The sequence below is a fragment of the Binatus soli (SeqCode) genome (assembly GCF_050015535.1).
Classification (GTDB): domain Bacteria; phylum Desulfobacterota; class Binatia; order Binatales; family Binataceae; genus Binatus; species Binatus soli.
Genome location: NZ_JBEKBF010000004.1, coordinates 176824 through 200106, shown reverse-complemented (window position 1 = coordinate 200106; position 23283 = coordinate 176824). Strand labels below are relative to the sequence as shown.

Here is a 23283-nt window from a genome sequence, read left to right as displayed (position 1 = left end):
CCGCTCTCACATCCGGAAGACGCCGAACTCGCGCGCGCCCCGGATCTCGTTCGAGTGCACGACGGAGAGCGCTATCCCGAGCACGATCCGGCTGTCGCGCGGGTCGATGATTCCGTCGTCGAAGAGCCGGCCGCTGGTGAAGGGGGCGAGCGACTCGCGCTCGATCTGCTCCTCGACCGCGCGCCGGCGCATCGCGTCGGCCTCCTCGTCGAAGGGTCTTTTTGCCGCGGCCGCCGCCTCGCGCGCGACGATCGAAAGCGTTCCGGCGAGCTGCTCCGGGCCCATCACGGCGGTCTTCGCATTGGGCCAGAGGAAGAGGAATCGCGGTTCGTAGGCACGACCGGACATGCCGTAGTTGCCCGCGCCGTAGGAGCCACCCACCTGGAGCGTCAGGTGGGGCACGCTGCTGTTCGAGACCGCGTTCACCATCATCGAGCCGTGCTTGATGATGCCGCGCTGCTCGTAATCCCGGCCGACCATGTAGCCCGTGACGTTCTGCACGAACAGGAGCGGCAGATCGATCTTGTTGGCGAGCTGGATGAACTGGGCCGCCTTCTGCGATTCCTCCGAGAAGAGCACGCCCTGGTCGTTGGCGAGGATGCCGAGGTCGTAGCCGTGGATGCGCGCCCATCCCGTCACCAGGTTCGTGCCGTAGAGGGGCTTGAACTCGTCGAACTCCGAGTCGTCCACTACGCGCGAGATCACCTCGCGGATCGGGAACGGCACCTTCATATCGGCGGAGGGGATACCGAGCAGCTCGCCGGTGTCGTAGCGCGGCTCATGCGGCGCCGCACTCGGGCCGTGACCGAGCTTGCGCCATGCGAGGCGGGCGACGATGCGCCGGCCAAGCCGGATTGCGTCAGGCTCGTCGAGCGCCATGTAGTCAGCGAGGCCCGACAAGCTCGCGTGCATTTCGGCGCCGCCGAGCTCCTCGTCATTCGCGTCCTCGCCCGTCGCCATCTTCACGAGCGGCGGGCCGCCGAGGAAGACCTTGGCGCGATTGCGCACCATGACCACGTAGTCGGAGAGGCCGGGCAGGTAGGCGCCGCCGGCCGTCGAGTTGCCAAACACGAGCGCGATCGTCGGCACGCGCCGCCCCGAAGAACGCGTCAAGTTGCGGAACATCGCGCCGCCGGGCACGAAAATCTCCGCCTGGCGCGGGAGGTCCGCGCCGCCTGACTCGACCAGGTAGACGAGCGGGAGCCGGTTCTCGATCGAGATTTGGTACGCGCGCAACATTTTGGCGAGCGAGTACGGGTTTATAGCGCCGCCGCGCACGGTCGGGTCGTTGGCAAGAATCAGGCATTCCGTTTCGGAGATGACACCGATCCCGGTCACGAGCGATGCGCCGACCTCGTACTCGGTCTCGGCCGCCGCGTAGGGTGACAGCTCGAGGAACGGCGAGTCACGGTCAACTAGCAGCTCGATGCGCTCGCGCGGCAAAAGCTTTCCGCGCCGGTGATGCCGCTCGACGTAGCGCTCTCCGCCGCCGAGTAGCGCCTGGCGCTGCAACGCCGCGAGGCGGTCGAGCTTCTCGATCATGGCCCGCCGATTGGCAATAAACGTCTCCGAGCGCGGGTCGATGCGAGTTGGCAAGATCGGCATTGGCTCAGCTCCTCGCGAATCTCCTGACTGAGTGGATGCTGACTTAACAGAGAACCGATGGTCGCGGAAGAGTTGGAGTTGATGAAACGCGATGCGGTGCCGAAGAACGCTGCGGGTCCTTGTCTCGGACCGAGTCTCTGGCAAATGATATTCACATTCGAACCCAGGAGGCCCTATGGCCCGCATCGCGCCCGCTCCAAACCCCTACGAATTGACCGAAGATCAATGCCACACGCTGGCGCTGGCCGACGAGTTCGCGCGCAAAGAGCTGGCGCCACTCGCGAAGAAGATGGACGACGACGAGTGGTGGCCAGAAGGACTCTTCCGTCGCCTCGGCGCGGCTGGCTACCTCGGCCTCACGATCCCGGAGTCGGAAGGCGGACCCGGACTCGACCTTTTTTCGTCGGCGCTGGTGGGCCAGGGCTTTGCGCGCTGGAACCAGGCCGTCGCCCTCTCGTGGCTTGCCCACGAGAATCTCTGCGTGAACAACGTCCAGCGCAACGCGAGTCCGGAACAGAAGAAACGCTACTTGCCGGGTCTCGCCGACGGGACCCTGGTCGGCGCGCTCGCCCTCACCGAGCCCGGCGCCGGCTCCGACGCACTCGGCGGCATGCGCACGACGGCGCGACGCGACGGCGATCATTACGTCCTGAACGGCCGCAAGCTATTCATCACAAACGGCTCGATCGCCGATGTGCTGCTCGTGTACGCGAAGACTTCGCCGCAGCTTGGCCCCAAGGGCATCAGCGCGTTCCTCGTCGAGAAGAGCGCGCCTGGCTTTTCGGTGGCGCAGAAGCTCATCAAGATGGGCTTCCGCGGCAGCCCGACGGCGGAACTCGTCTTCGACGACTGCCGGGTTCCCGTCGCCAACCGTGTAGGTGAGGAAAACGCCGGCGTCGCGGTCGTCATGAGCGGCCTCGACCTCGAGCGCGCGGTGGGCGCGACCTTGTCGATCGGGATCGCTGAACGCTGCTTGCAGCTTGGCCTCGATTATGCGCGGCAACGCCGGCAGTTCGGCCGTCCGATCGGCGAGTTCCAAATCATCCAGGCAAAGCTCGCGGACATGTACACCGCGATCGAGTCGATGAGGCTGCTTGCTTACAAGGCGCTCGCCGCGGTGAACGTGCTGGAGATCGGCGGCGGCGGACGTGGCGGTGTCCATCAGCTCACGGCAGCGTCCATTCTCTACTGCGCGGAAGCGACCTCGCGCGTGGCAGCCGACGCCTTGCAGATTCACGGCGGCAGCGGCTTCATGTGGGAGATGGAGGTGAACCGCCTCTATCGTGCTTGCAAGTTGATGGAGATTGGTGCGGGCACGAGCGAGGTGCGGCGCATCATCATCGCCGAGGAGCTGCTGCGCTCAGGTGTCGCGGTGTGAGGTGGAGGCAGAGCCGTCGGGGAAGCGATCGAGACTTAGTATGTACAGATAGATACTGTTAGATGGCTCCAGCCGTCACTTACCAACAGTACGGTCCTAGACAGACGCCCACGCAATCGTGAGCGGAAGCCGAAATGACGATGCCTTTGCTGCTCAAGTGAAAAACCTCTCGACACGTTCCAGCAGAGTCGGTGGAGTTACGACTCACCCAGGGATGGAACCAAACGACTGTTCTGCCATCGCTCGACCGCATCTCTCTTTCCGGTGGCCCGAACTCTTCTATCAGCTTGTCGCGGGGCCGGCCTACCTGACGCTGCAACCTGTCGTCCAATTTTCTGCAACCGGCGCACGAAACAACGAATAGAATGCAAACAAGAGCCAGCGCTGCGCGGGTTTTGCAGAGTCCAACGACACAGTTTGATTTCCGCATTGCTCGACCGTTTAGTCAGAAGGCCGTCCAATCGTCTCGCATCTTTTACGGCCACATCTGATTCATCATCTGTTGGTGCATCAATTCGTGCTCGGCAATCTGTCTTGAAATATCAATTGTTGATTCATAAGAAAAGCGTCGGATGATGTCGCGGTGAGAGCAGCGAGTGGCGTCGCGGCCTGATAAGCAGCGTCGGACGCAACCGATCGCATACCAGCGACGCAGCGGGAAGCAAATCGAGCGCAGGTGAGGCGCAAAACTACAGGTTTGGTATAGTCAGGGTCGGGCTGCTACAGAGCAAAGACAACGGAGGCTCCCATGGCGTTTCGAGGCATTCAGGCAGAAACGGTGAAGTTCCAAGGCTTCGACGGCGATAGTGGGGAGGCATATTATGCGCATCCTCTGGCGACAGGCCGGTATCCCGGCGTCGTCGTGATCCATCACTTTCCCGGCTGGGACGAGTGGACCACAGAGGTAACTCGTAAATTCGCACATCACGGCTATGCCGCAATTGCACCGAGTCTCTATTTCCGGCTGGGTGACGGCGCTTCAGAACAAGTGGTTGCTCGTGCACGCGCAGCCGGTGGGATGCCGGATGACCAGGTGATGGGAGATGTGACTGGAGCCGCAGCGTTTCTGCGTGCCCAACCACATAGCAATGGCAAGGTTGGCGTGATCGGTTTCTGCTCCGGCGGACGACAAGCGTACCTAGCGGCATGCCGAATCGCCAATCTCGATGCCGTTGTCGATTGCTGGGGTGGCAGCGTAGTTGTTGGCGACCCGTCGAAGTTACCGAGCACGCAGCCGGTTGCGCCCATCGAGTTGACGGAAAGAATACACTGCCCGCTTTTGGGATTGTTCGGTAATGAAGATACTAACCCTTCCCCCGACGACGTAAACCGCACCGAAGCTGCGCTCAAGCGCTTCGGCAAGAACTACGAGTTTCACCGCTACGACGGAGCGGGCCACGCGTTTTTTGCCTGGTATCGTCCGAATTACCGGCCCGAGCAGGCGCAGGATGGGTGGGGAAAAGTGTTCGCCTTTCTCGAAAAGTACCTGGCGGCTTCCTAGTTCATAGACAGAGGCAATCCGGAAGGTAAGAGAACTAGGCGGGCGCCCGAAATTGGTCTTTCCCTGATTCCGAGTTGCCAGGGACGATTCGCCGGCGTTCGAGATATCCGTGGGCGAGCAGTCGGATTTGTTGGAGTTTCCGAGCGCTCACTTCGAGCGTAGAATCCAGCGACATGTGGCTAATTCGTCGCGGCGCCGGTCAGGCGCCAGATCGCGCGAACAGTGACTCGCAAGTGTCGGTCGCAAATTACTCCTGGCGATTGCTTATCCAAGTTGGCCGCCAGACTTTCAGATTCGGTTGGGACCAAGTCATGCTGCTGAGCATTGCGACCATGACTGTCATCTTGGAGGTCAAATCTGGCACCATCCAAACGCCCGACCTCCACACAAATGTACTTGATACATTGTGGCCTTATTTGATTTTCTTGGCTGTATACATTCTTGTTCAAATGGTTCGCGCACCATTGGCTTTGGATCGTCAGCGCGCTGAACAAATTGACACACTAAGCAAGCAACTGGGCGAAACGGTATCGGTCTGGTTTGAACAGATAACATTCCGACATCCAACGCCTAATTCACAGAACATCACAATGGTTGTTCATATGTCGGTTCGAACCGCAGGCTCTCCGGTAACTTTGTACGGTTGGGCACTGCGTTCGCAGATCAGACCTAAACTGAAACCGGTGCCAATAAATGTACTAGGTCTAGGACAACCTGTCGGCGGCCTTACATTCCGCTTGGATGAACACGATCACGCTAGTGGGTTGATATTTTTTGACTTTTCGGGAATGGCGCAGGTATCCGAAGATGAACTTAGAGATGCTAATCACAGTTGGAGGCTGGAATTCTGGGATGCACACGGTCCGTACTCTGAGCACATTCCAGAGCAGTTGTACAAAAGACCATGAACCTCCGACACACCGTCTGACCTAAGATGCCGAGGAAGATTCGTATATCCGTTCCAGAAGAAGTGGCGGCTCAAGTACTCGTCGCGTCCGACCACGCCTGCTGCAAGTGCGAAGAACGAGGCCCGCCGCGGCTGAGTGCAGAAATGGCGCAAAATTCCCCCCTTCGAATCGGTCGCAATTTAGCCCGTTTCAAGTCACGCCGGCAATTTTTGCGGAGGACAGTCCGGGTCGCAGTCATGTCCGAAAATGGCCAGACATTCGTGCGCACTTGATGCATATTCTACCTATGACCCTTCCGGATCACGCGGTGTGCTACCGGGCGCTATCGACGCGCGATGTTCGTTTCGACGGGCGTCTCTTTGTCGGCGTCACCAGCACTGGCGTCTATTGTAGGCCGATCTGCCCTGCACGCACTCCGAAGCCCGAGAATTGTCGCTTCTTTCCGAGCGCGGCCTCAGCACAGGAGGCAGGCTTTCGTCCGTGCCTCCGTTGCCGCCCGGAGATTTCCCCCGATGCCGCCGCGTGGCGGGGAACATTCAACACCGTCTCGCGGGCGCTCGCGCTGATTGCCGAGGGTGCGCTCGATGGCGGCGAGGCAGGTATCGAAGCCTTTGCCGAGCGTCTCGGTATGGGCGAGCGGCAACTCCGGCGATTGTTCGACCAGCATCTGGGCGCGCCGCCGATCCGCGTGGCGCAAACCCGCCGGGTGTTGTTTGCCAAGCAACTGCTTCAGGAAACGTCACTGTCGATGGTGGAGATTGCGGAGGCCTCAGGCTTCGGCAGCGTGCGTCGTTTCAACGATACATTCAGGAAGCTGTATCGGCGCACTCCGCGCGACCTGCGCAGCAAGAAGCGCGTCGCCCCCTCTGCCGTGACGCTACGCCTCGGCTATCGTCCGCCCTACGATTGGGACGCGATGCTTTCGTTTCTCGCCGCGCGCGCGATTACGGGAGTGGAGCTGATTGAGAACAACCGCTATTGCCGCACCATCGCGGTCGACGAGGCGTTCGGCAGCGTCGAAGTTGGACCGGGCGCCAATTGCCTCACTGCGACGATCCGGCTCTCACACGTGCGCGCGCTGCTTTCGATCGTCGCGCGGTTGCGCCGGCTCTTCGATCTTGACGCGGACGTGGAAGCGATCGGCGCGCATCTGAAGAGCGACGAGAGCCTCGCGCCGCTGGTCGTGCGCCGACCAGGACTGCGTGCCCCCGGCGCCTGGGATGGTTTCGAGATGGCGGTGCGGGTCATCCTCGGTCAGCAGATAACCGTCATCGCGGCGCGCCGTCTTGCCGCCAGGCTGGTGGCGCTGGCGGGCTCGCGCGCGACGCCCGACGTTACGGGACATGAGCAGCTGACGCACATTTTTCCAACGCCCATCCAGCTCGTCGCGGCCGATCTTTCCGGGTTCGGTATGACCCGCACGCGCATTCAAGCATTACAAGCGCTCGGACGCGCCGCCGCAGCCGACAAGAAGCTGCTCGAGCCGGCGCGTCCCCGTGATGATGTCCTCGCGCGGCTCATGGCGCTTCCGGGCTTCGGGGATTGGAGTGCGCAATATTGGGCGGTGCGGGCGCTTGGAGACAGCGATGCATTTCCTGCCAGCGATGTCGGGCTGTTGCGCAGCCCGGCCGTCGCCAATGGCATCCCGCTTTCGCCGAAAGTTCTGCTACAGCGCGCGGAAGCCTGGCGACCGTGGCGCGCCTATGCAGCGCAACATCTGTGGATGGCGGAAGCCGATGCAAGGAGCGCCAATGCCTGAATGCCGCAAATTCTTCATCGACAAGATGAAAACGCCACTGGGCATCGCGATTCTGATTGCGGACGGCGACGGTGCGCTGCGTATGCATTGCTGGGAAGAGCAGGCGGACGACTGGCGCAAGCTGTTTCATCGTCGGTACGGCGATCGGGAACTCGTCGCGCGCCGCGATCATTTCGGCCATGTCGCCGCGCTCAAGCGCTATTTCGACGGCGACATCTCCGCACTCGACACGATCCCCGTCGCCTTCGCCGGCACGCCGTTCCAAACGAAGGTGTGGAATGCGCTCCGCACCATCGCGGGCGGGACGACGCTCAGTTATGGTGCGCTCGCCCAACGCATCGGCGAACCCAAAGCCGTGCGGGCCGTGGGGCTTGCCAACGGGAGCAATCCTATCGGCGTCGTCGTGCCGTGCCATCGCGTCATCGGCAGCGACGGCTCATTGACCGGCTATGGCGGCGGGCTGTCGCGCAAGCGCTGGCTGCTCGGGCACGAAGCGCGCCATTGTGCTTTCCGTTTGGAGGTATCCGAATGAGCAATTCGAATGCCGCGCGTGAATTTCACGCGCTTCACCAGAACGGCCTTTTGATCCTGCCGAACGCCTGGGATGCCGGTAGCGCGCGCATCATCGAGCACGCAGGCGCGAAAGCGATCGCCACCTCGAGTGCCCACGCGCGAGCGCGGCGGCGTGTCGGAGATTCACGAACAGTGAATTAGTATTCAGCAGATCCGTGCACCGGTCCAAGACCGGTGCGAAACTGTTATTATTCGATCCGGGAACGGCGACAACCCGAGGGACAAGCTTTTCAGATCATTGGCGCAGGCACCGGCGACAGAAGTTCAATGACGAGCGGTCCGGGCCGCTCCGCGGAGACAGTCCACGATGTTTGAAGACGAAACCGTCGACATAGAATGCCCGAAGTGCGGTCACCGGAACTCGATGCTGGTGCGCGGGTTCGAGGAAAGCGCCGAGAGTCACTTCGTATGCGTGAACTGCAAGACCGGGGTCAAGGTCGAAGCGAACGAATTTCGCCATCGGCTCGATCAGGTGCGCGAAGAACTCGAGGCGCTCGAGCGTGACGCTAAGCGAGAAGCAAAGCCCAAACCCAAACGTCCGCCGAAGGACGACTTTCAGATCTGATTTTCACTTTCCGGCGCGAGGCAGTCGGCCTGCCAGGAGGAACCGCCTATGATCAGGGGGAGCTGTCTCTGCGGCGGCGTGGCCTTCGAAGCCGGCGATCAGATCGAATTCCGCAACTGCCATTGCTCGCGATGCCGCAAGGCGCGCGGCGCGGCATACGCGTCTAACGTCTTCGTCAGGCCTGCGGACTTCCGATGGCTGCGGGGCGAGGACCTCTTGATCAACTATCGGCTGCCGGGAGCGCAGCGTTTTGGAAACGCCTTCTGCCGGACCTGCGGCAGCCCGATGCCGCGTGCCGTTCCTATGCGCGACTTGATCGTCGTACCGGCGGGCTCGATCGACGGCGACCCGGGCATTCGGCCCACGTATCACATCTTTGTAGGCTCGAAGGCGCCTTGGCATACGATCACTGACAACCTCCCGCAGTACGAAGAATACCCGCCGGCATAGTAGCCGCGCTCGACATAAGCAATACGACCAAACGGTGTGTCTGCGAATTTCCGCGTCCGATGGAACTCTTCAGCGTTCATAACTTTTCATCCTCCACGCGCCGTGAATGCGGACGCCCGTCAAGGCCGAGGGCGCGATGTTTCTTGAACACGTCCCAGAGGATGGAATCCCTGGCGATGACGTCCTGGGGGTCCGCCATCGCGTCGAGCTCCGCGCCCGCGGGTCGCATTACCTCCTCGGCAAACCTGCGAACCATATCCCGAACGGATCGCTCTCCCTCCGTCAGATCTGCTTCGTAGTCGATTCTGGCCATAGTACGCTCCTAAGTTGATTGGGCCTCTCGGTCCAGCTGTTCATGGGCGATTCTAACTTTTGGGGAAGGTCAGTCCTGTCGCGCCTTCGAGGTCGGCCAAAGCCTGGGGCTCGCTCACCACCTTGATCGCCACCATTCCAAGCTGCGCCGCTGCCTTGCAGTTGATGCCCAGGTCGTCCAGATAGACGCAGGACTGGGTCTCTACTCGAAGCCGCTCGCACATCATCAGGTAGATCCGAGGGTCGGGTTTTCGCACGCCGACCTTGGAGCTTTCGATGATTGCGTCGAAGTGCTGCATGATATCGCCGGCACGCGAGGCGCTCTCGGGGTTTTTGGCCATGGCCGATGCGTGACCATGGGCCATGTTGTTGGTGATGCAACCGACCTTGAAACGCTGCTTGCAGATGGTCAGCGCCTCGACAATCCGCGGCCGTACCTCGCCGGAAAGCAGGGGCAAAATTTCGGCTCCGCGCACTGGGTGACCGAGCGCGGTCGTTTCCTCCAGGAATTTCCGGTCAAAGCCTGCCCCATCGATTTCCCCACGCTCGAACAGCGCCCAAGCGTTGGAATCGGGATTAGTGGTGTTGACAGTTCGGATGAGGTTCGTGGGCAGGCCGCGTTGGGCCTCAAAGCGGTTGAAGGCCTCGAAGGGGGAACTCGTGAAAACGCCGCCGAAATCCCAAATCACCGCCTCTATGGTCACGCCTTTATCCTTCCCATTTTTGAAGCCTCGCGATGCATCATCAATACGTCAGGGTTTAGGTTTTAAGTAGGCACAGTCTTCGGCCGAGAGGAAGTGCAGCAGCGACTCATTGAACATGACTGGATCCTGAAGAAACGCGAAATGACTCACTCCCGGGAGGATTAGCTCGCCGGAGCCGGGAATCAGTGCGGCCATGCGATCGGTGTTCTCGCGCTTGATCGCCTCATCGTGATCCCCATCGACGATCCACGTCGGCACTTTGATGCTGCGCAATTGATCGTCGGTAAAGTACGGCTCGGCGGCCCACATGTGCTCAACGTCTGCGAGGAAGGCTTTGAACCGCGTGGGGGTCGGCGAGAGTCGCGTGTACTCCTTCGCTGCGCGTTGGATATAGGCAGTGAAGACTGGGCTCTTGCTCACATCCTTCACACCCGATGGATCGGAATTCGCGGCAAACGCGAACAGTCGTGTCAGCCGGTCCGGATGATGGATCGCGATATCGAGACCAATAATCGCTCCATCACTCCATCCGATCAATGCGGCCTTGCGGATATCCAGGTAATCCATCAACGCCAGAACATCTGACGACATCAGATCATAACCGATTGGCGTATCGGTTCCTGCGCTGCGTCCGTGGCCGCGACTATCCAGAACGATTACACGGTAATGCGCGGCGAGGACGGCCACCTGCAATCCCCAGTACTCTGAATTCGCCAGGCCGCCATGGACCATGATGACCGGCGCACCGTGACCAAACTCCGCGTACCACAAGCGGATGCCGTTGACCGGCGCGATGCCGCTAGCCTCAGGCTCGGGCAGCACCGGTGTCGGCGGCAGACTCAACCACATGGGTTGCGCGCCAGCGGGCAGCGCGACAGCGAGCGCAGCGAACATCAAGAGAACAATGAAAAAACGGCGCATGTGATGCACAATGATCTACTCGACCGGCATCACCCCGCCAATAATCTCAAAAACATTTGCCACAAAGGCACGAAGACACCAGCTCAGGACAAATTTCCCCGTGGCGCTGGAGTGAGTCCCGGCATTCAGAGCTGAACCGGCGCCGAGCCCGCGATCAGCGGCGCTGTTTGCGCGCATCGGCTCATCCGCGCTAAGCGTTAGATCGTCGTGACACGCTTGGTGCTCTGCAATTTCCGGTTGCGTTTAGCAAACTGCCGGGGGCCGCATGGCCGAACGCTGTGACGTAGCGATCGTTGGAGCCGGGCCTGGCGCTTCGATTGCCGCATACCTGCTCGCCAAAGGCGGGCTCGAAGTGATTATGTTCGAGCGCGGCGACTACCCGGGCTCAAAGGCGATGTTCGGCGGCGTGCTGTACACCACCGTGCTCAGCAAGTTCTTCCCGGACTTTCCGGGAGCAGGCTGCGTCGAGCGCCACGTCATCGAAAAGCGTTTCTCGATGCTTTCGGAGAGCAATGAGCTTGCGCTCTCGTTCAAGTTCCTCGATTTCGAGCCTCCTTATTACAACCATTCGTTCACGGCCCTGCGCGCGGTATTCGACCGCTACCTGGCCAGAAAGGCGGAAGAGGCAGGCGCGGTGCTGATCACTCAGACGGTGGTCGACGAGGCAATCGTGAGCGACGGCCGGGTGGTGGGAGTTCGCGCGCGGCGCGAGGGTGGCGAGGTGCTCGCCAACGTGGTGATCGCCGCGGACGGCGCGAATTCGCTGATCGCGCAGTCGGCGGGGCTTCGCGGCGAGCTTCCGCTGTCGGTGATCCTCGGCGTCAAGGAGGTGGTCTCGCTGCCGCGCGAGGTCATTGAGGATCGCTTTTCGCTGGAAGGAGATGAAGGCGCGGCGTACGAGTATCTCGGCGGCGGCGCCGTGCGGGGCGCAATGGGGGCCGGCTTCCTCTACACCAACCGCGATACGATTTCCGTGGGCTACGGGATCCCGCTTGGCGCACTCAAAGCGCTGGGGGTCCAGCCCGACGAGCTGCTGAACGAATTCAAAATGCATCCGGTGGTGCGCCGTCTCCTGCGTGGCACCACGCCTGAGGAGTACTCGGCGCATCTGATTCCTGAGATGACGCCGCACGATCTGCCGCGTTTCGTGGGCGACGGGATTGTCGTAATCGGCGGCGCCGCCGGGCTGGTCAATGCGAACCCGCTATTCCACGAGGGCACCAACATGGCGATGGCCTCGGGCGTGATGGCGGCCGAGACGATTCTGCAGGCGCACAAGGCGGGCAACTTTTCGGCCAAGGCGCTCGAGCCCTACGCGAGCCGGCTTCGCGAGAGCTTCGCATGGCAGGATTACGATCGCTATCAGGGGCTGACGCGGATGGCCGAGACCCATCCCCAGTTCTTCAGCAAATACCCCTACGAATTCACCAGGCTCGCGCGCAAGTTGTTTTCCGTGGCGCCCACCGATGACGGGATGCAGGTGCCCAAGCGCACACTTGAACTGGCCGTCGCGGACCACGTGCTCGCCGAGCTCGGACTGATGAGCCTCGGGCTCGACCTTCTCGATGTCGCCAAGGCGGCTATGTTCTAAGGGCAAAGACCGGGGAAGGAGAAACGGTTGCAATGGCAGCGGAAGTCAAAAGCCCGTCCGGCGTTGCGAAGCTTACCGGGTTGGCGAACTTTCTAGGGCCGCCCAAGTTGCTCGGCCGCGATGACAAAGTCGCGACCCTGGTGATAAAGGTGGACGAAGGAAGTCCGCACCTGAAGATCATCGATCAAGGGGTCTGCCTCAAATGCATCGAGAAACCCTGCACGGTGACATGCCCGGTTGAAAACTACAAAGTCGAAGAGAACGGTCACACGACGATATACTGGAGCAACTGCATCGAGTGCGGCACCTGCCGGATCATCTGCCCGTTCCACAACATCTCGTGGCGATACCCAAGTGGCGGATTCGGCATGACCTACCGCTACGGCTGAAGCGAGGAGATTGGAAGATGCGAATTAAATCGCGCGCCGGCAATTTCAATATGACGATCGAGGACGTCGCGGTCGAGGACGGCGAACTCGTAATGACCGGCAAGATGGGAGTGTGGTCGGCCAAGACCATGCTCAGCGTCGATGAGCTGCGGGAAATGCTGGGCACAATGAAGGTCAGCGCCAAGGTGGTCGATTTCGCCGCGCTGTTCGCCTTCCGCTATCTAGTCGGCCTGGTCGAGGAAGATCGCCGCCGACGCCTTGCGCCCGCCGCGCAACCCGCCGCGCCCGCGCCGGCACCGAAGCCGCAGTGAATCGCTTTCGCAAGCGCAGGAGGATATTGACATGGCTGATGAAATCAAACTGTCGGAACTAGAACAGGTCGACGAGGCGTTCAACTTCCCGCTCTTCGACGCAATCTTCAACCGCCGCTCGCGCCGCTTCGGCTTGGGCATGGAGATCAAGGAGGGCCCCAACAAGCACAAGTCGCAGCACCCGCCGCTACCGCTCGATGAAGTCGAGGAAGCGATCCTGATCGCTGCTGGCACCGGTATCTCGGGCCTCAACCTGTCCGACATGCCGCACACGCCGCGCCCGGACAATCTCGATGGCGTCCAGAACTGGGACGGGATGTGCAATACGATGGTCGAGCACGTGGGGCGCACCTGGGCGAGCCCGTGCGGGAACCACGGCACCGAACTCTTTTATACCAATGACGAGGGTGTTTACCTGATGAAGTTGCGCGACGTGCAACCGGTGCATTTGCAGGAGGTCGCCTCCAAGAGCGATCGCGATCGGCTGCTCGATTTCGTGCGCAATAACCGCGTCAAGCTGTTCGACGGCCGGCTCGATATCCCGCGCAATACCGGCGCGATCATGTCATTCAATCTCTGGAACGCGAACATGCCCGGCACCACTCTGTTCATGCCGGTGACCGACATCACCGAGGAAATGATCAATGCCGTGATGTTGCAGGCGGACCTGGGCCAATATGTCATCGATGATCGCAACAATATGCGTCCCTGCATCGACCAGCGCTGGATTCGCGAGGGCTGGGTCAACACCCCCGTGCCGCTCTCGATGTTCGAGAGCCAAATGATGCTTGCCACTGCCGGCGCCGAGGGCGCGTTCATCGGCCACAACATACTGCTGGCCGAGCAGGCGCTGGGCCTGGGCGGATGGTTGTACGGCGGAATGAATAGCCTTGTGGTCATGGGCGGTACACCGACAGGCTGCGGACTCGGCTTTCGCTTCGAGTCGAACCCGAAGAACCCTGACGCCTTCCCTGCGCCGATCGGAATCGACGGCGAGTTCGAGACCTTCCGGCCGCCCTACTACAAGGACATGGACGCGGCGGTCGATGCCGTGGTGGCGAAGAAGTTCGGCCCCAACGGCACCTTCAACCCGTTCGCGAAAAAGCCGGTGCCGTACAAGAACCGCGCAGACTTCCTGCGCCAGGTACCGCACACGCCGGAAAAGACCATCCAGATCTGCAAGGAGACCTGCCGCTATGTCTGGGATACGTTCGGCACCTTCCCCGCGTTCGCTCCGCCGGCGGTGCTCTACGTCTACATCCAGGCGCAGCACATCGAGCTTGAATTTTACGACAAGTATTACGATGGCCCCGCCTATCTGAAGAGCCACAAGGATCACATGCGCAAGTGGCATGCGGGCGCGGCGAAGATGCGCAAGGTCGCCTGAGCGATGCGGGCGGACCTGAGCCTGCCGATGAAGCCGGTGCCGGCGCGCGACGCTCGGTATGCTCGGGCTCATGCGAGCGTCGCATCCGATCGCGAGCTTGGGATGGTCGTGGAGGCTCCCACGCAGATCCCGAACAGGCCGTTTATCGCAAGGAATTCCGCGAAGGACACAGATTGAAGTGACTGAGGAAGAGAGGATTTTTGGATCGCCACTCTCTTGCGTGTTCGAAGAGGAGCTGATGGATGGCTGACTCGACCGGAATTGGCAAAGTGCTGCGCGACATAACGCAAGCATATGTTGACGGCCTCTCGACGATTGGTGGCGCGATCGGTGATCTCGCTAAGCGCCGCATACCCGACGGCGAACGGCAGATGGAGCACTGGATCGGAGTTGCCCGCGCAGCCAAGGACGGCTACGTAGCGGCAATCGATCAGGGCTTCGCCATTTGGGAGCGGCGGATTCGCCAGACGATGGCGCGCGCGCAGTCATCCTCCTCCGCAAAGGAGTCGAAGAGCGACCAGAAAGCTCCAGCCAGCCAAATCGAAGCGTGGCTCGAGGCGTGGCGCAATGCGAACGAGTCCTTCATGCAATCGATTCGCGAGAGTGGACTCGGCGAGGAGGCTCTCAAGCAAACCAGGGAATTGCGCAAGACGCTTGAGGATGGCCTCAAAAACTTGCAGAAACTATGGCAACCCTCGAGCAAAAGCGGCCGGAAATGAGCGCGGCAGAACTGAGCGCTGCTGAAGCTAGTCGCTTCATGCGTTGGACTTCGCGTCGGAACGGCGGTTTCAGCCCCTGTGGCTACCAAAAACTCAGAAAGCGCCGAAAAGCCTAGCGATCGGAAGGGTCGTTGCCATCCCGCAGGGCGGCGGTCTGCATCATCGCTAGGAACCTCTCGCCGCCTGATTTGCCCCAGATTCCGGCTCAGCAACAGTTGCTTGCGCGCGTCGAGCGCTCGCGCAAAAATTTTGCCGCCATTTGCCTCAACCTCCGCGACCAACGGTGCGAGCTTGTCGCCGTTGCGGCGTCCCGCGAAAACGGTGAAGTCCTCGGCCGCGAATTTTTTGGCGATTGCGCCGCCGATGTAGTCGCCGGCTCCGATCACCGCCGCCGAGGCATTTCTCTGACAATCCTCCATGCTTCTAGGAACGGCGGACCGCCGCACGGACTTTGGCAAGCTTGATCGCTCGCTTGGCCGTGCTCTTCAATATCAGATCTGAAAGCTCCTCATCGTTGACCGCACGCGCGAGAATCAGCGCGTCGGCCATGGAAGCGAACGCGACGATCGCGTCCTCGTAGACGTCCTCATTCGCGGTTCTTTAGTTGCTGACTATCGCCGAGCCCGTACACCATCGCGGTCTTGGTGGTGCCAAGTTTGATCCATTCCGCGCAATCGAGCTGCACTCTTTTGTAGAACTCCTCGGAGAGCTCAAGGGACTCTTTGCTAACCTCATCGATCCGATCGAACTTGCACTGAAAGGCGAACTCGCCCGACAGGGATTTTTCCAGCGCCCGGCTCCGCCATATCGCGATTGTGGTCTTACCCTTGAAGTGGTGCCCGAAATGGATCACGCCCATGGTATTTTGCACCTCCTCGACCGCTACGTTGTTGACCAGCTCCATTTTGGTTCTGGGCCGTATGTTTATCCGCTTCAGGGTCGGAAAAGCGCGGGCAATGTCCTCGATACCGCGTTCGAGCTCAATGTTGGGTGATGTAAGCACGCATCCATGAGAGTAAACGCTGCGCATTCCGCCCAGGCGGTCGCGCTCGAGCAAGAACTCCTCTTTGAACTTTATCTCATCGTGTCCACCCAATTGCGGACGCACGTCAACGGCCGCGGCGCTCTTGAGCTCCGGGGTGCGGTATTTGAAGGCCAGCTCGTGGCCGGGACGGGGCCATCCCTGGTCGTAAAAGGTCCGCTTTCGCAGAATGAAGTGGTTGTTGTAGAGGTCAAACTCCGGGGTGTCATAAAAGAGCACTTCCCGAACCTGACTGTCGAATGCGTGCTCGTCGACATCTACTTTAAGACCGAGTTTCTTGAGAGTCTTGGACGCCGTTTCCCAAAATTCGAGAAAACCATGTTTGCTCGTAAACCGATCGGGTTGCAGCAGAATCTTGTACTCGCGGTAATGGACCACGTCGGCAGTGAGATGCTGGGTTTCGGGATGCTTGCTTATGTGCTTGTCCATGGTCAAATTGCACCATATTCCATTGAATTTGGCAAAAGATACTGACGGAGGTTGCCGCTATGGGCCACCAGAAATGATTCGCTTGTCGGCATCGCCATAAAGGCAGGCTATCGCCAGACGTTCGAAACCATCAATGAATTCGCGCGGATTAGGTTTTGAGGAACCACAAGCCTCGATCTTGCGCGTACTTACCGAGCCGCGATAGTTATGGAGCGGAGACCGGACGAATGGCCCTCGGTCGATAATAATGAAGCGTACCTTCAGTATCCTCCTGATCTCCCCTTCGGGGATTCTTCCCGCAGCCCAACAGCCCGCATGAAAAACCGGGCTCCGCTGGCGGCTACTCCTTACCGGCTCTTGCCTCTCACCTCCGTGCGGCCGCAGGGCTGGCTGAAACGGCAACTTCAAATCCAGGCTGACGGTCTCTCCGGACATGTGGAGGAAATCTGGAAGGACCTCGGGCCGGAAAGTGGATGGCTGGGCGGCACGGGTGAGGGTTGGGAGCGTGGGCCGTACTATCTCGACGGTCTGGTTCCGTTGGCGTATCTGCTCGATGATCCGGTCCTCATCGCACGCGCGAGAAAGTGGGTCGACTGGACGCTGTCCAATCAGCGCCCGGATGGCTCGATCGGTCCGGTGAAGGATACCGACTGGTGGCCGAAGTTTGTGATGCTGAAGGCCCTCACGCAGTACCAGGAGGCGACCGGCGACCCGCGGGTTATCCCGCTGATGGAACGCTACTTCGCCTACCAGGCCGCACAGCTCGACCAGAATCCATTGAGAGAGTGGGCCGTATGGCGCTGGCAGGACGAGGCCTTGACACTCATATGGCTTTATAACCGCAATGGCGATCTCAAACTTCTGAACCTCATTCGCAAATTGCACGACCAGGGATTCTATTGGCCGGACCAGTTCAAGGATTTTGCGTTTAAGGAGAAGAACACGGGCAAGGAGTGCATGCTACGGACCCACGGCGTCAACAACTCCCAGGGGCTCAAGACCGGCGCGATCTGGTGGCAGATCACCAAGGATCATGCGGATCTGGACGGGCTCTATAACCAGTTTCGAACGCTGGATAAGTATCACCTGCAGCCCAGCGGAGTGCACAGTGGCGATGAGCACTATGCGGGCCTCGATCCATCGCAGGGAACGGAGCTCTGCTCGGTGGTGGAGACGATGTTCTCGCTGGAACAGATTGTCGCTGCGACGGGCGATGCGACGTTCGCCGATAGATTGGAAAAGATTGCCTATAACTCGCTGCCGGCGACCTTCACCAGCGACATGTGGGGGCATCAATATGACCAACAGGCCAACCAGGTGCTTGTGTCGCGCGCGAAGCGGAACTGGAGCACCAACGGGCCGGACTCCAATCTTTTCGGCTTAGAGCCGAACTTCGGCTGCTGCCTGGCCAACATGCATCAAGGATGGCCGAAATTCGCCGCGAGTCTGTGGATGGCAACCAACGACGACGGACTGGCGGCGATCGCTTATGCACCCAGCGAGGTCACCGGCGTGGTTCGTGGCGGCGTGCAAGTAACCATTGTGGAGGAAACTGACTACCCCTTCCGCAAAGATATCCGATTGACAGTGAATCCGCGGCGCCCGGCGGTGTTTCCGCTCGACCTTCGCATTCCCAGCTGGGCCTCGGCCGCGAGCGTCCGGGTCAATGGCAAGCCGATCGCCGGGCTCAAGCCTGGTACGTTCCACAGGATTGAGCGGCGATGGCGCCAGGGCGACAAGGTCGAGATCGCGTTTCCGATGGACGTTCGCTTATCGCATTGGTACCACGACTCAGTCGCCGTCGAACGCGGCCCGCTCATTTACTCGTTGAAGATTGGCGAACGGTGGACCAAGGTTACTGAGCGAGCGCAGGCGCCGGATTGGGCTGTCGAGCCGACAACGCCTTGGAATTATGCCTTGTTGCTCGACGCGGTGCATCCAAAGAATTCACTTAAAGCGGAGGAGCGCACTATCGGACAGTATCCGTTCAGTTCCGAAGGCGCTCCGGTAGTGCTGAAGGCGAAAGCGCGGCGGTTGCCGGGATGGACGTTGGTAGATAATTCAGCCGGTCCGGTTCCGTTTAGTCCGGCGTCGAGCACCGAACCGATCGAAACCGTCGTATTGATCCCTTACGGTTCGGCGAAATTGCGTGTAACGGCGTTTCCGGTCACACAGTGAGCACGTGACACGAAGCGACTGCCACCGATTGATGAGCGCGCTGGAGTTTAGCGTCGGCTGAGCGGTGTCGCTTCGATCTTCCTGAAGCTGGCTGCGATCCACGGCGCGCATGTCAATGCCCCGGTGCTTCGCGTTGCCCAAGGCCCTCGCGACTTCTCGCGACGTGAGCGTACATCTGGACGAGAACCGTCTTGCGTGCCTCGTCGATCGCTTGAACGACAGTCGCCAGCGGGTCGCATCCGCCAGGGAGCGGCGGCGAGTAGCAGACCTCAATTTGCCCGGCCGATGCCGGCGCCGAGGCAAGCTGAGCGGCCAAAATGCCGGCCAGAAGCAGCCACAAACTCCTTGTGAGAGAACGGTCTCGCATGTCCCGCTCTTTCAAATCAGCTTTCTAACCAGTCCGTCTCTCTCGGCCATCAAATCTCCCAGTTGTTTCCTAGCAGGGTGTTCTGGAACCGTGGTCACAAGTCGTCCATCTCGCCCGGCACCCATTGCCACATGGCGAGTTGCCTGAGCTCCGGCTCTTTGCCCGTTGGCAAGACGTAGATCTCGGAGGGCACCGGTAAGAAACCGACGGCGTGCAAGAGCTTCCAGTGCCGCCATCTTGGCGGCGCCGAAAATGTAAGATGGGTACAGCCGGCTGCTTGCGCCGTCTCGATGAGGTGCAGTAGCAACGCCGAGGCGAGGCGGCGCGGCGAAACAGGTGTCACAAATTCCATGAACCAACTCGCCTGCCCGTCAATTTTCAACACGTAGTAGCCCGCGAGCTTGCAGCCGCGGATGCATCGACTCCAGTTGCGCCGGAGCGTGCAGCCACTCTTCAAAACGGTCAACGCGTGGGAAGCGGAAGGGCGCAGCCAGAGGAACCGCCGATCCTGTTTCGGGCTCAATCACCGATCATTCATCCCGATATTTTCCAGATGGATGGACACTACGCGTCGGGGGTAGTGTCCGGTTTTGAATAGCGACAGCCGGTCTTAATTCCTAAATTCTCCGTTAGATTGGTCTGAAATCCACAGCTTTTGGAAAATCCGCAATCTGACCTCCGGATACGTTGTCAGCCAATTGTTTCATCGCTTATCGCCGAAATTCAGCGCGCCTCCTAGTTGACGCTGGAAGTATCGATTGTGTCCGAACCCGCTGGCAGTGTAAGCAGCATTCCGTCGTATCCGAGCACGACGCCGCGCGGCCGCACCGCGGCGACGCCGCGCATGAATGACATCCGCACGAAGGCGTTAGGCGTCGGCGGCCCGATATGGCTCAGCACCAGGAGCCGCACGCCCGCTTCGTTCGCCTCGGCGGCCGCGTCCTCGGGTGTCGTATGGTAGCGGAGGATGTCGGACATGATCTTCGCAACCCGCGCGTTTCCCAGGCGGCTAGCCGCCTCTTCGATAAGTTTCACCATCGTCGCCGACTGGGCTTCGTGGATCAGCACGTCGGCGCCGCGCGCCTGTGCCACCAGGTTGGCGCATTTGGTGGTGTCGCCGCTGATGACCACCGAGCGCCCCTTGTAGTCGAATCGGTAGCCGTACGCGGGCGCGACCGGCGCATGATTGACGGTAAAGGCGGTCACTTTGAGGCCGTTCTCTTCGAGCACGGTCGCCGAGCCACCCGCGCATGGCGCCGCGCCCGGCTTGGCATCGACCGTCACCACGTGTGGTTCCATCGTCCAGTTGGCCGGCGGCATAAGTGCGGCGCCGTGATGCGCTACGCGATAGTCGCGGTCCAGCGCGTAGGCCTGCGCGAAACCGCCGACCACCAGTTCGACCCCCGGCGGCCCGAAGACGCGCAGTGGGTTCGCACGGCCCTGCGCCCACGTCTGCAGGTTAATTTCGCCAAGGTCGCCGATATGATCCGAGTGGTAGTGCGTCAGCATCACCGCCGCCAGCTTGGGCGCCGGCAGACGCCACAGCGCGAGGTTCTTCCATGAGCCTGGGCCGGTATCCACGAGATACATACTGCCGCCGGCGAAAACCGCCGTGCACGCATCCGCCCGATTGGGATCGGGAAGCGGATTTCCCGTTCCGCACAGGACAACGCGGAGTGCGTCGTCGCTGAGCAGATCATTGCGTGTCGCGCCGAGAATCCGCTCGACCACCCGCCTTAGCAGCGCATCCTGCACCGCCGGCACATGTGCCATCCACCAAGCCAGCGCGGCGAATATCGCGAACCCGGCACCGCCCAGTGCGAGTCCTTTTGTTAATCGTGACATCTTCAATCAGCAATCCCGATCGTTACCTGCGACTACCCAAAGTGAAATCAACCTGGCTTGTCAAGTGTCGAGATGCGAGGCGCCTGCTTTTGGTGACGAAGCGTCGGAGTCGATGCGCGGATGAGATATTGGTACCTTAACTCCCATAAACGTGTGGTGCGCGCGATACTTCTCGCGATGCCGTGGGTGTGATTGCGAAGAAAGCTCCGCCAGGTCGGGGAGGGCGCGCCGCGCTTTCGTACGATGTACTTGCGTCTCGCTGCGCGCGATCAACAACGGCAAGGCGGTACGGCTGGCGGGGCGTTCAACCGATGAACGCGGTGCGGTCAGCCTGCTAGGATGGAAATGGAAGTGCGACGGAAAAGTGGCGGGAGACAACGAAGCGCGCCGTGAACTCTGAGCGTGTTTCCGGGCGATTCGATGGATCTCGAAGCATCAACACTCGCACCAGATGTTAATTTGAGACTTGAATCATCCGCACTCAGATCGGCCGGACCGCTCCGATCGGTATGGCACCGGGCGCTGTGCCCACGCCGGGAGATTCACGTGGCGCGAGCTCCTGCATCTCGTTCAGCTGCATCGAGAATCTCCGCACCGGTATTCCGTGCTTCCGCCCAAAGCGGTGAAGTCTTTCGGTCTGCTCGGGAGCGAGCTCTTCGTCCGCCACGATGATCTCGGTGAACGGCACCCGCGCGTGGATGGACTCGAGGTCCTCAGGTGTGCCAAGCACTTCCTCTCCGTACAAGATTTTGCCCTGCTTGAATGCATCCCCATCGACGAATCCAACAACACGGGCCGAGCGCGTGCGCGCCTTCAAGACGAATTCCGCGGCCACGGTTCCGATTTCTCCGGCGCCCACCACTAACACCCGGTCCGTGACGGTCGCGAGGCGGCTGATCAGCTTGCGCAGCGCCTGGAACGACATCCGCGTCGCGACCAAAAGGTTGACCAGCAGGAGCGCGTACAGCAACGCAATTGATCCCGAATGCCTGATGGGCAGGAAATCGGACCCAATCGCCACCATGATCCCCGCGATTATCGCGCCGCCGGCGAACCGGAAGCTGTCCGAGAGACCCGCGTAGCGCCAGATTCCACGATAGACGCCCGCGAGCAGAAAGGCCGGGTACGTCAGCAGGATTACCCACGGCAGCCCGCGGATCATCGATGCGAGCACCTCGGGCGTGAGCTTGAAATCAAGCCGCAACGCGCACGCGCCGAAGTAGGCGGCGCTGATCAGCGCGGTGTCCATCGCCGCCTCTGCAATTCGGCGTTTGTAGCCGAGAGAAAGAATGTACCGTGCGACCCCCTGAAGATAGCCGTACGCTACGCTCGGGGGTCTCGCGTCGAAGGTCAAATCGATCATGAAGAGCGCGATCACCGCCGCCGCGAGCGCGATGAACGGCAACGCTGTAACGACGTCCGGATGCGGCAACAGGTTCGCCGCAATCGCGCATCCGGCGGCGACCGTCGCCACCGTCCAGATCGACGCGACGGTCCGCCACTCCGTCACTCCGAGCGAGCGCAGCCGATCATGGACGTGCTCCAATCCATGCCTCGAAATAGCCTTCCCCATGGCCAGTCGCGCCACCGTCACGATCCCCGCGTCGAGCAATGGCACCAGCATCACCAGCACCGGAAAGACCCACAGCGTGAGCCGCGAGTTCGTCGCGAGCGCTCCTCCTTGAAGAGCCAGTACTCCCAGCATGTATCCGAGCGGGAGCGCACCCGCATCGCCCATGATGATCGATGCGGGCGGGAGATTGAAGATAAGAAATCCCCCAAACGCTCCCGCGACGGCGAGGCTCGGCGCGGTTACCGCGGGCACTCCCCGCACGATGCCGATTGTCGCAATCGCGGCTGCGACCGTAATTCCGATCCCCGCCGCCAGGCCGTCGAGTCCGTCCACAAGGTTGAACGCGTTGGTCGTCGCGACCAGCCAGAAGATGGTGATCCCGACGTCCAGCAATTGCCAGGAGGTGAACGCGTAACGGGGCAACACGAAGATCGCCGCCCACGCGATGATCGCGAGCTGGCCTGAGAACTTCTGCCCCGGGCTCAGCGCCAGCGCATCGTCAACCAGACCGACCACCAGCATGGCGCCAGCGCCTATCGCAATCCATCCGGCCAGGTGGCTGGTTACCACGAGGGCGACGACGATCGAGGCGATAATCGAGATGCCGCCCGTGGCAGGAACTCGCGCGTCGCTGAGCGGCGAGGCCACTTTCGCCGTAATGCCCATCCACCGGCCGAAGCGCGTCGCCACGGGCATCGTAATAATCGCCGCCAAGAACGCGATTGCAGCCGTCGTCCACTCATTTGTCAGAAGATCGAGCATTGTTAAGCTTGCCA

Annotated in this window: 24 protein-coding genes and 2 pseudogenes; 14 read left to right on the top strand and 12 right to left on the bottom strand. The window is 60.8% G+C overall.

Going from position 1 to position 23283, the window contains the following annotated elements; genetic code table 11:
* Positions 1-6: 6 nt before the first annotated feature.
* Complete coding sequence (locus tag ABR989_RS04675) at positions 7-1605, bottom strand: acyl-CoA carboxylase subunit beta (RefSeq protein ID WP_428126058.1); 1599 nt, start codon at positions 1603-1605, stop codon at positions 7-9.
* Between the two features lie 175 nt (positions 1606-1780).
* On the opposite strand from ABR989_RS04675, the gene ABR989_RS04670 reads away from it, so the two are divergent.
* The 8 genes and pseudogenes from ABR989_RS04670 to ABR989_RS04635 all read left to right on the top strand — a co-directional run bounded on the left by ABR989_RS04670 (position 1781) and on the right by ABR989_RS04635 (position 8739).
* Positions 1781-2983, top strand: a complete 1203-nt coding sequence (locus ABR989_RS04670) for an acyl-CoA dehydrogenase family protein (RefSeq protein ID WP_428126057.1) — start codon at positions 1781-1783, stop codon at positions 2981-2983.
* 748 nt (positions 2984-3731) lie between these two features.
* Positions 3732-4484, top strand: coding sequence for a dienelactone hydrolase family protein (locus ABR989_RS04665; RefSeq protein ID WP_428126056.1), 753 nt, complete (start codon positions 3732-3734; stop codon positions 4482-4484).
* A gap of 173 nt (positions 4485-4657) precedes the next feature.
* Positions 4658-5392, top strand: a complete 735-nt coding sequence (locus tag ABR989_RS04660) for a hypothetical protein (RefSeq protein ID WP_428126055.1) — start codon at positions 4658-4660, stop codon at positions 5390-5392.
* A 286-nt stretch (positions 5393-5678) separates the two neighbouring features.
* Entirely contained in the window at positions 5679-7151 is a 1473-nt protein-coding gene (locus ABR989_RS04655; protein ID WP_428126054.1) for an AlkA N-terminal domain-containing protein, read from the top strand.
* Positions 7096-7683 carry a methylated-DNA--[protein]-cysteine S-methyltransferase gene (locus tag ABR989_RS04650; protein ID WP_428126053.1) on the top strand — a complete coding sequence of 196 codons (588 nt, stop codon included), beginning with the start codon at positions 7096-7098 and terminating at the stop codon, positions 7681-7683. Before ABR989_RS04655 ends, ABR989_RS04650 begins: the two co-directional genes overlap by 56 nt.
* A pseudogene (locus ABR989_RS04645) lies at positions 7680-7817 on the top strand (isocitrate lyase/phosphoenolpyruvate mutase family protein); the annotation flags it as partial. The gene ABR989_RS04650 and the pseudogene ABR989_RS04645, both read left to right, overlap by 4 nt.
* A 214-nt stretch (positions 7818-8031) precedes the next feature.
* Positions 8032-8289: a zinc ribbon domain-containing protein gene (locus tag ABR989_RS04640; RefSeq protein WP_428126051.1), complete on the top strand. Its 258-nt coding sequence runs from the start codon at positions 8032-8034 to the stop codon at positions 8287-8289.
* Positions 8290-8337: 48 nt separating this feature from the next.
* The gene (locus ABR989_RS04635; protein ID WP_428126050.1) at positions 8338-8739 is read left to right on the top strand and encodes a GFA family protein; all 402 of its coding nucleotides are present in this window, start codon (positions 8338-8340) and stop codon (positions 8737-8739) included.
* 76 nt (positions 8740-8815) lie between these two features.
* Here the strand turns inward: ABR989_RS04635 and ABR989_RS04630 are convergent, their stop codons facing one another.
* The 4 genes from ABR989_RS04630 to ABR989_RS04615 are packed head-to-tail and all read right to left on the bottom strand — an operon-like array spanning position 8816 to position 10853.
* A complete protein-coding gene (locus ABR989_RS04630; protein ID WP_428126049.1) occupies positions 8816-9052 on the bottom strand; it encodes a hypothetical protein in 237 nt (78 codons plus the stop codon).
* 52 nt (positions 9053-9104) lie between these two features.
* Positions 9105-9755, bottom strand: coding sequence for an HAD-IA family hydrolase (locus ABR989_RS04625; protein WP_428126048.1), 651 nt, complete (start codon positions 9753-9755; stop codon positions 9105-9107).
* 48 nt (positions 9756-9803) lie between these two features.
* The gene (locus ABR989_RS04620) at positions 9804-10676 is read right to left on the bottom strand and encodes an alpha/beta fold hydrolase (RefSeq protein ID WP_428126047.1); all 873 of its coding nucleotides are present in this window, start codon (positions 10674-10676) and stop codon (positions 9804-9806) included.
* 15 nt (positions 10677-10691) lie between these two features.
* Complete coding sequence (locus ABR989_RS04615) at positions 10692-10853, bottom strand: hypothetical protein (protein ID WP_428126046.1); 162 nt, start codon at positions 10851-10853, stop codon at positions 10692-10694.
* A gap of 88 nt (positions 10854-10941) precedes the next feature.
* On the opposite strand from ABR989_RS04615, the gene ABR989_RS04610 reads away from it, so the two are divergent.
* The 5 genes from ABR989_RS04610 (at position 10942) to ABR989_RS04590 (ending at position 15073) form a co-directional block, all read left to right on the top strand.
* Positions 10942-12267, top strand: coding sequence for an FAD-dependent oxidoreductase (locus tag ABR989_RS04610; RefSeq protein WP_428126045.1), 1326 nt, complete (start codon positions 10942-10944; stop codon positions 12265-12267).
* Between the two features lie 32 nt (positions 12268-12299).
* A complete protein-coding gene (locus ABR989_RS04605; RefSeq protein ID WP_428126043.1) occupies positions 12300-12656 on the top strand; it encodes a ferredoxin family protein in 357 nt (118 codons plus the stop codon).
* A gap of 17 nt (positions 12657-12673) precedes the next feature.
* A complete protein-coding gene (locus ABR989_RS04600; protein ID WP_428126042.1) occupies positions 12674-12967 on the top strand; it encodes a hypothetical protein in 294 nt (97 codons plus the stop codon).
* A gap of 31 nt (positions 12968-12998) precedes the next feature.
* A complete protein-coding gene (locus tag ABR989_RS04595; RefSeq protein ID WP_428126041.1) occupies positions 12999-14354 on the top strand; it encodes a hypothetical protein in 1356 nt (451 codons plus the stop codon).
* A gap of 242 nt (positions 14355-14596) precedes the next feature.
* A complete protein-coding gene (locus ABR989_RS04590; protein WP_428126082.1) occupies positions 14597-15073 on the top strand; it encodes a hypothetical protein in 477 nt (158 codons plus the stop codon).
* Between the two features lie 215 nt (positions 15074-15288).
* On the opposite strand, the pseudogene ABR989_RS04585 reads toward ABR989_RS04590, so the two are convergent.
* The 3 genes and pseudogenes from ABR989_RS04585 to ABR989_RS04575 all read right to left on the bottom strand — a co-directional run.
* Positions 15289-15492: pseudogene (locus ABR989_RS04585) on the bottom strand (SDR family NAD(P)-dependent oxidoreductase); the annotation flags it as partial.
* Positions 15493-15496: 4 nt separating this feature from the next.
* Complete coding sequence (locus tag ABR989_RS04580; RefSeq protein ID WP_428126039.1) at positions 15497-15622, bottom strand: hypothetical protein; 126 nt, start codon at positions 15620-15622, stop codon at positions 15497-15499.
* A gap of 37 nt (positions 15623-15659) precedes the next feature.
* The gene (locus ABR989_RS04575) at positions 15660-16544 is read right to left on the bottom strand and encodes a hypothetical protein (protein WP_428126037.1); all 885 of its coding nucleotides are present in this window, start codon (positions 16542-16544) and stop codon (positions 15660-15662) included.
* Positions 16545-16751: 207 nt separating this feature from the next.
* Between ABR989_RS04575 and ABR989_RS04570 the strand changes: the two genes are divergently transcribed.
* On the top strand, positions 16752-18722 hold the full coding sequence (locus ABR989_RS04570; protein WP_428126036.1) for a beta-L-arabinofuranosidase domain-containing protein: 1971 nt from the start codon (positions 16752-16754) through the stop codon (positions 18720-18722).
* A 112-nt stretch (positions 18723-18834) separates the two neighbouring features.
* Here ABR989_RS04570 and ABR989_RS04565 read toward each other — a convergent pair whose 3' ends face one another.
* The 4 genes from ABR989_RS04565 to ABR989_RS04550 all read right to left on the bottom strand — a co-directional run bounded on the left by ABR989_RS04565 (position 18835) and on the right by ABR989_RS04550 (position 23269).
* Positions 18835-19089 carry a phospholipase D-like domain-containing protein gene (locus ABR989_RS04565; RefSeq protein ID WP_428126035.1) on the bottom strand — a complete coding sequence of 85 codons (255 nt, stop codon included), beginning with the start codon at positions 19087-19089 and terminating at the stop codon, positions 18835-18837.
* Positions 19090-19183: 94 nt separating this feature from the next.
* Positions 19184-19612, bottom strand: coding sequence for a hypothetical protein (locus tag ABR989_RS04560; RefSeq protein WP_428126034.1), 429 nt, complete (start codon positions 19610-19612; stop codon positions 19184-19186).
* Positions 19613-19824: 212 nt separating this feature from the next.
* Positions 19825-20934, bottom strand: a complete 1110-nt coding sequence (locus ABR989_RS04555; protein WP_428126032.1) for an MBL fold metallo-hydrolase — start codon at positions 20932-20934, stop codon at positions 19825-19827.
* A gap of 481 nt (positions 20935-21415) precedes the next feature.
* A complete protein-coding gene (locus tag ABR989_RS04550; protein WP_428126031.1) occupies positions 21416-23269 on the bottom strand; it encodes a hypothetical protein in 1854 nt (617 codons plus the stop codon).
* Positions 23270-23283 lie beyond the last annotated feature (14 nt).

Coding starts and splice junctions, on each gene's coding strand:
- ABR989_RS04675 (WP_428126058.1), bottom strand. CDS start 1,605: ATGCCGATCTTGCCAACTCGCATCGACCCGCGCTCGGAGACGTTTATT.
- ABR989_RS04670 (WP_428126057.1), top strand. CDS start 1,781: ATGGCCCGCATCGCGCCCGCTCCAAACCCCTACGAATTGACCGAAGAT.
- ABR989_RS04665 (WP_428126056.1), top strand. CDS start 3,732: ATGGCGTTTCGAGGCATTCAGGCAGAAACGGTGAAGTTCCAAGGCTTC.
- ABR989_RS04660 (WP_428126055.1), top strand. CDS start 4,658: ATGTGGCTAATTCGTCGCGGCGCCGGTCAGGCGCCAGATCGCGCGAAC.
- ABR989_RS04655 (WP_428126054.1), top strand. CDS start 5,679: ATGACCCTTCCGGATCACGCGGTGTGCTACCGGGCGCTATCGACGCGC.
- ABR989_RS04650 (WP_428126053.1), top strand. CDS start 7,096: ATGCAGCGCAACATCTGTGGATGGCGGAAGCCGATGCAAGGAGCGCCA.
- ABR989_RS04640 (WP_428126051.1), top strand. CDS start 8,032: ATGTTTGAAGACGAAACCGTCGACATAGAATGCCCGAAGTGCGGTCAC.
- ABR989_RS04635 (WP_428126050.1), top strand. CDS start 8,338: ATGATCAGGGGGAGCTGTCTCTGCGGCGGCGTGGCCTTCGAAGCCGGC.
- ABR989_RS04630 (WP_428126049.1), bottom strand. CDS start 9,052: ATGGCCAGAATCGACTACGAAGCAGATCTGACGGAGGGAGAGCGATCC.
- ABR989_RS04620 (WP_428126047.1), bottom strand. CDS start 10,676: ATGCGCCGTTTTTTCATTGTTCTCTTGATGTTCGCTGCGCTCGCTGTC.
- ABR989_RS04615 (WP_428126046.1), bottom strand. CDS start 10,853: ATGCGCGCAAACAGCGCCGCTGATCGCGGGCTCGGCGCCGGTTCAGCT.
- ABR989_RS04610 (WP_428126045.1), top strand. CDS start 10,942: ATGGCCGAACGCTGTGACGTAGCGATCGTTGGAGCCGGGCCTGGCGCT.
- ABR989_RS04605 (WP_428126043.1), top strand. CDS start 12,300: ATGGCAGCGGAAGTCAAAAGCCCGTCCGGCGTTGCGAAGCTTACCGGG.
- ABR989_RS04600 (WP_428126042.1), top strand. CDS start 12,674: ATGCGAATTAAATCGCGCGCCGGCAATTTCAATATGACGATCGAGGAC.
- ABR989_RS04595 (WP_428126041.1), top strand. CDS start 12,999: ATGGCTGATGAAATCAAACTGTCGGAACTAGAACAGGTCGACGAGGCG.
- ABR989_RS04590 (WP_428126082.1), top strand. CDS start 14,597: ATGGCTGACTCGACCGGAATTGGCAAAGTGCTGCGCGACATAACGCAA.
- ABR989_RS04580 (WP_428126039.1), bottom strand. CDS start 15,622: ATGGCCGACGCGCTGATTCTCGCGCGTGCGGTCAACGATGAGGAGCTT.
- ABR989_RS04575 (WP_428126037.1), bottom strand. CDS start 16,544: ATGGACAAGCACATAAGCAAGCATCCCGAAACCCAGCATCTCACTGCC.
- ABR989_RS04570 (WP_428126036.1), top strand. CDS start 16,752: ATGGAGCGGAGACCGGACGAATGGCCCTCGGTCGATAATAATGAAGCG.
- ABR989_RS04565 (WP_428126035.1), bottom strand. CDS start 19,089: ATGCGAGACCGTTCTCTCACAAGGAGTTTGTGGCTGCTTCTGGCCGGC.
- ABR989_RS04555 (WP_428126032.1), bottom strand. CDS start 20,934: ATGTCACGATTAACAAAAGGACTCGCACTGGGCGGTGCCGGGTTCGCG.
- ABR989_RS04550 (WP_428126031.1), bottom strand. CDS start 23,269: ATGCTCGATCTTCTGACAAATGAGTGGACGACGGCTGCAATCGCGTTC.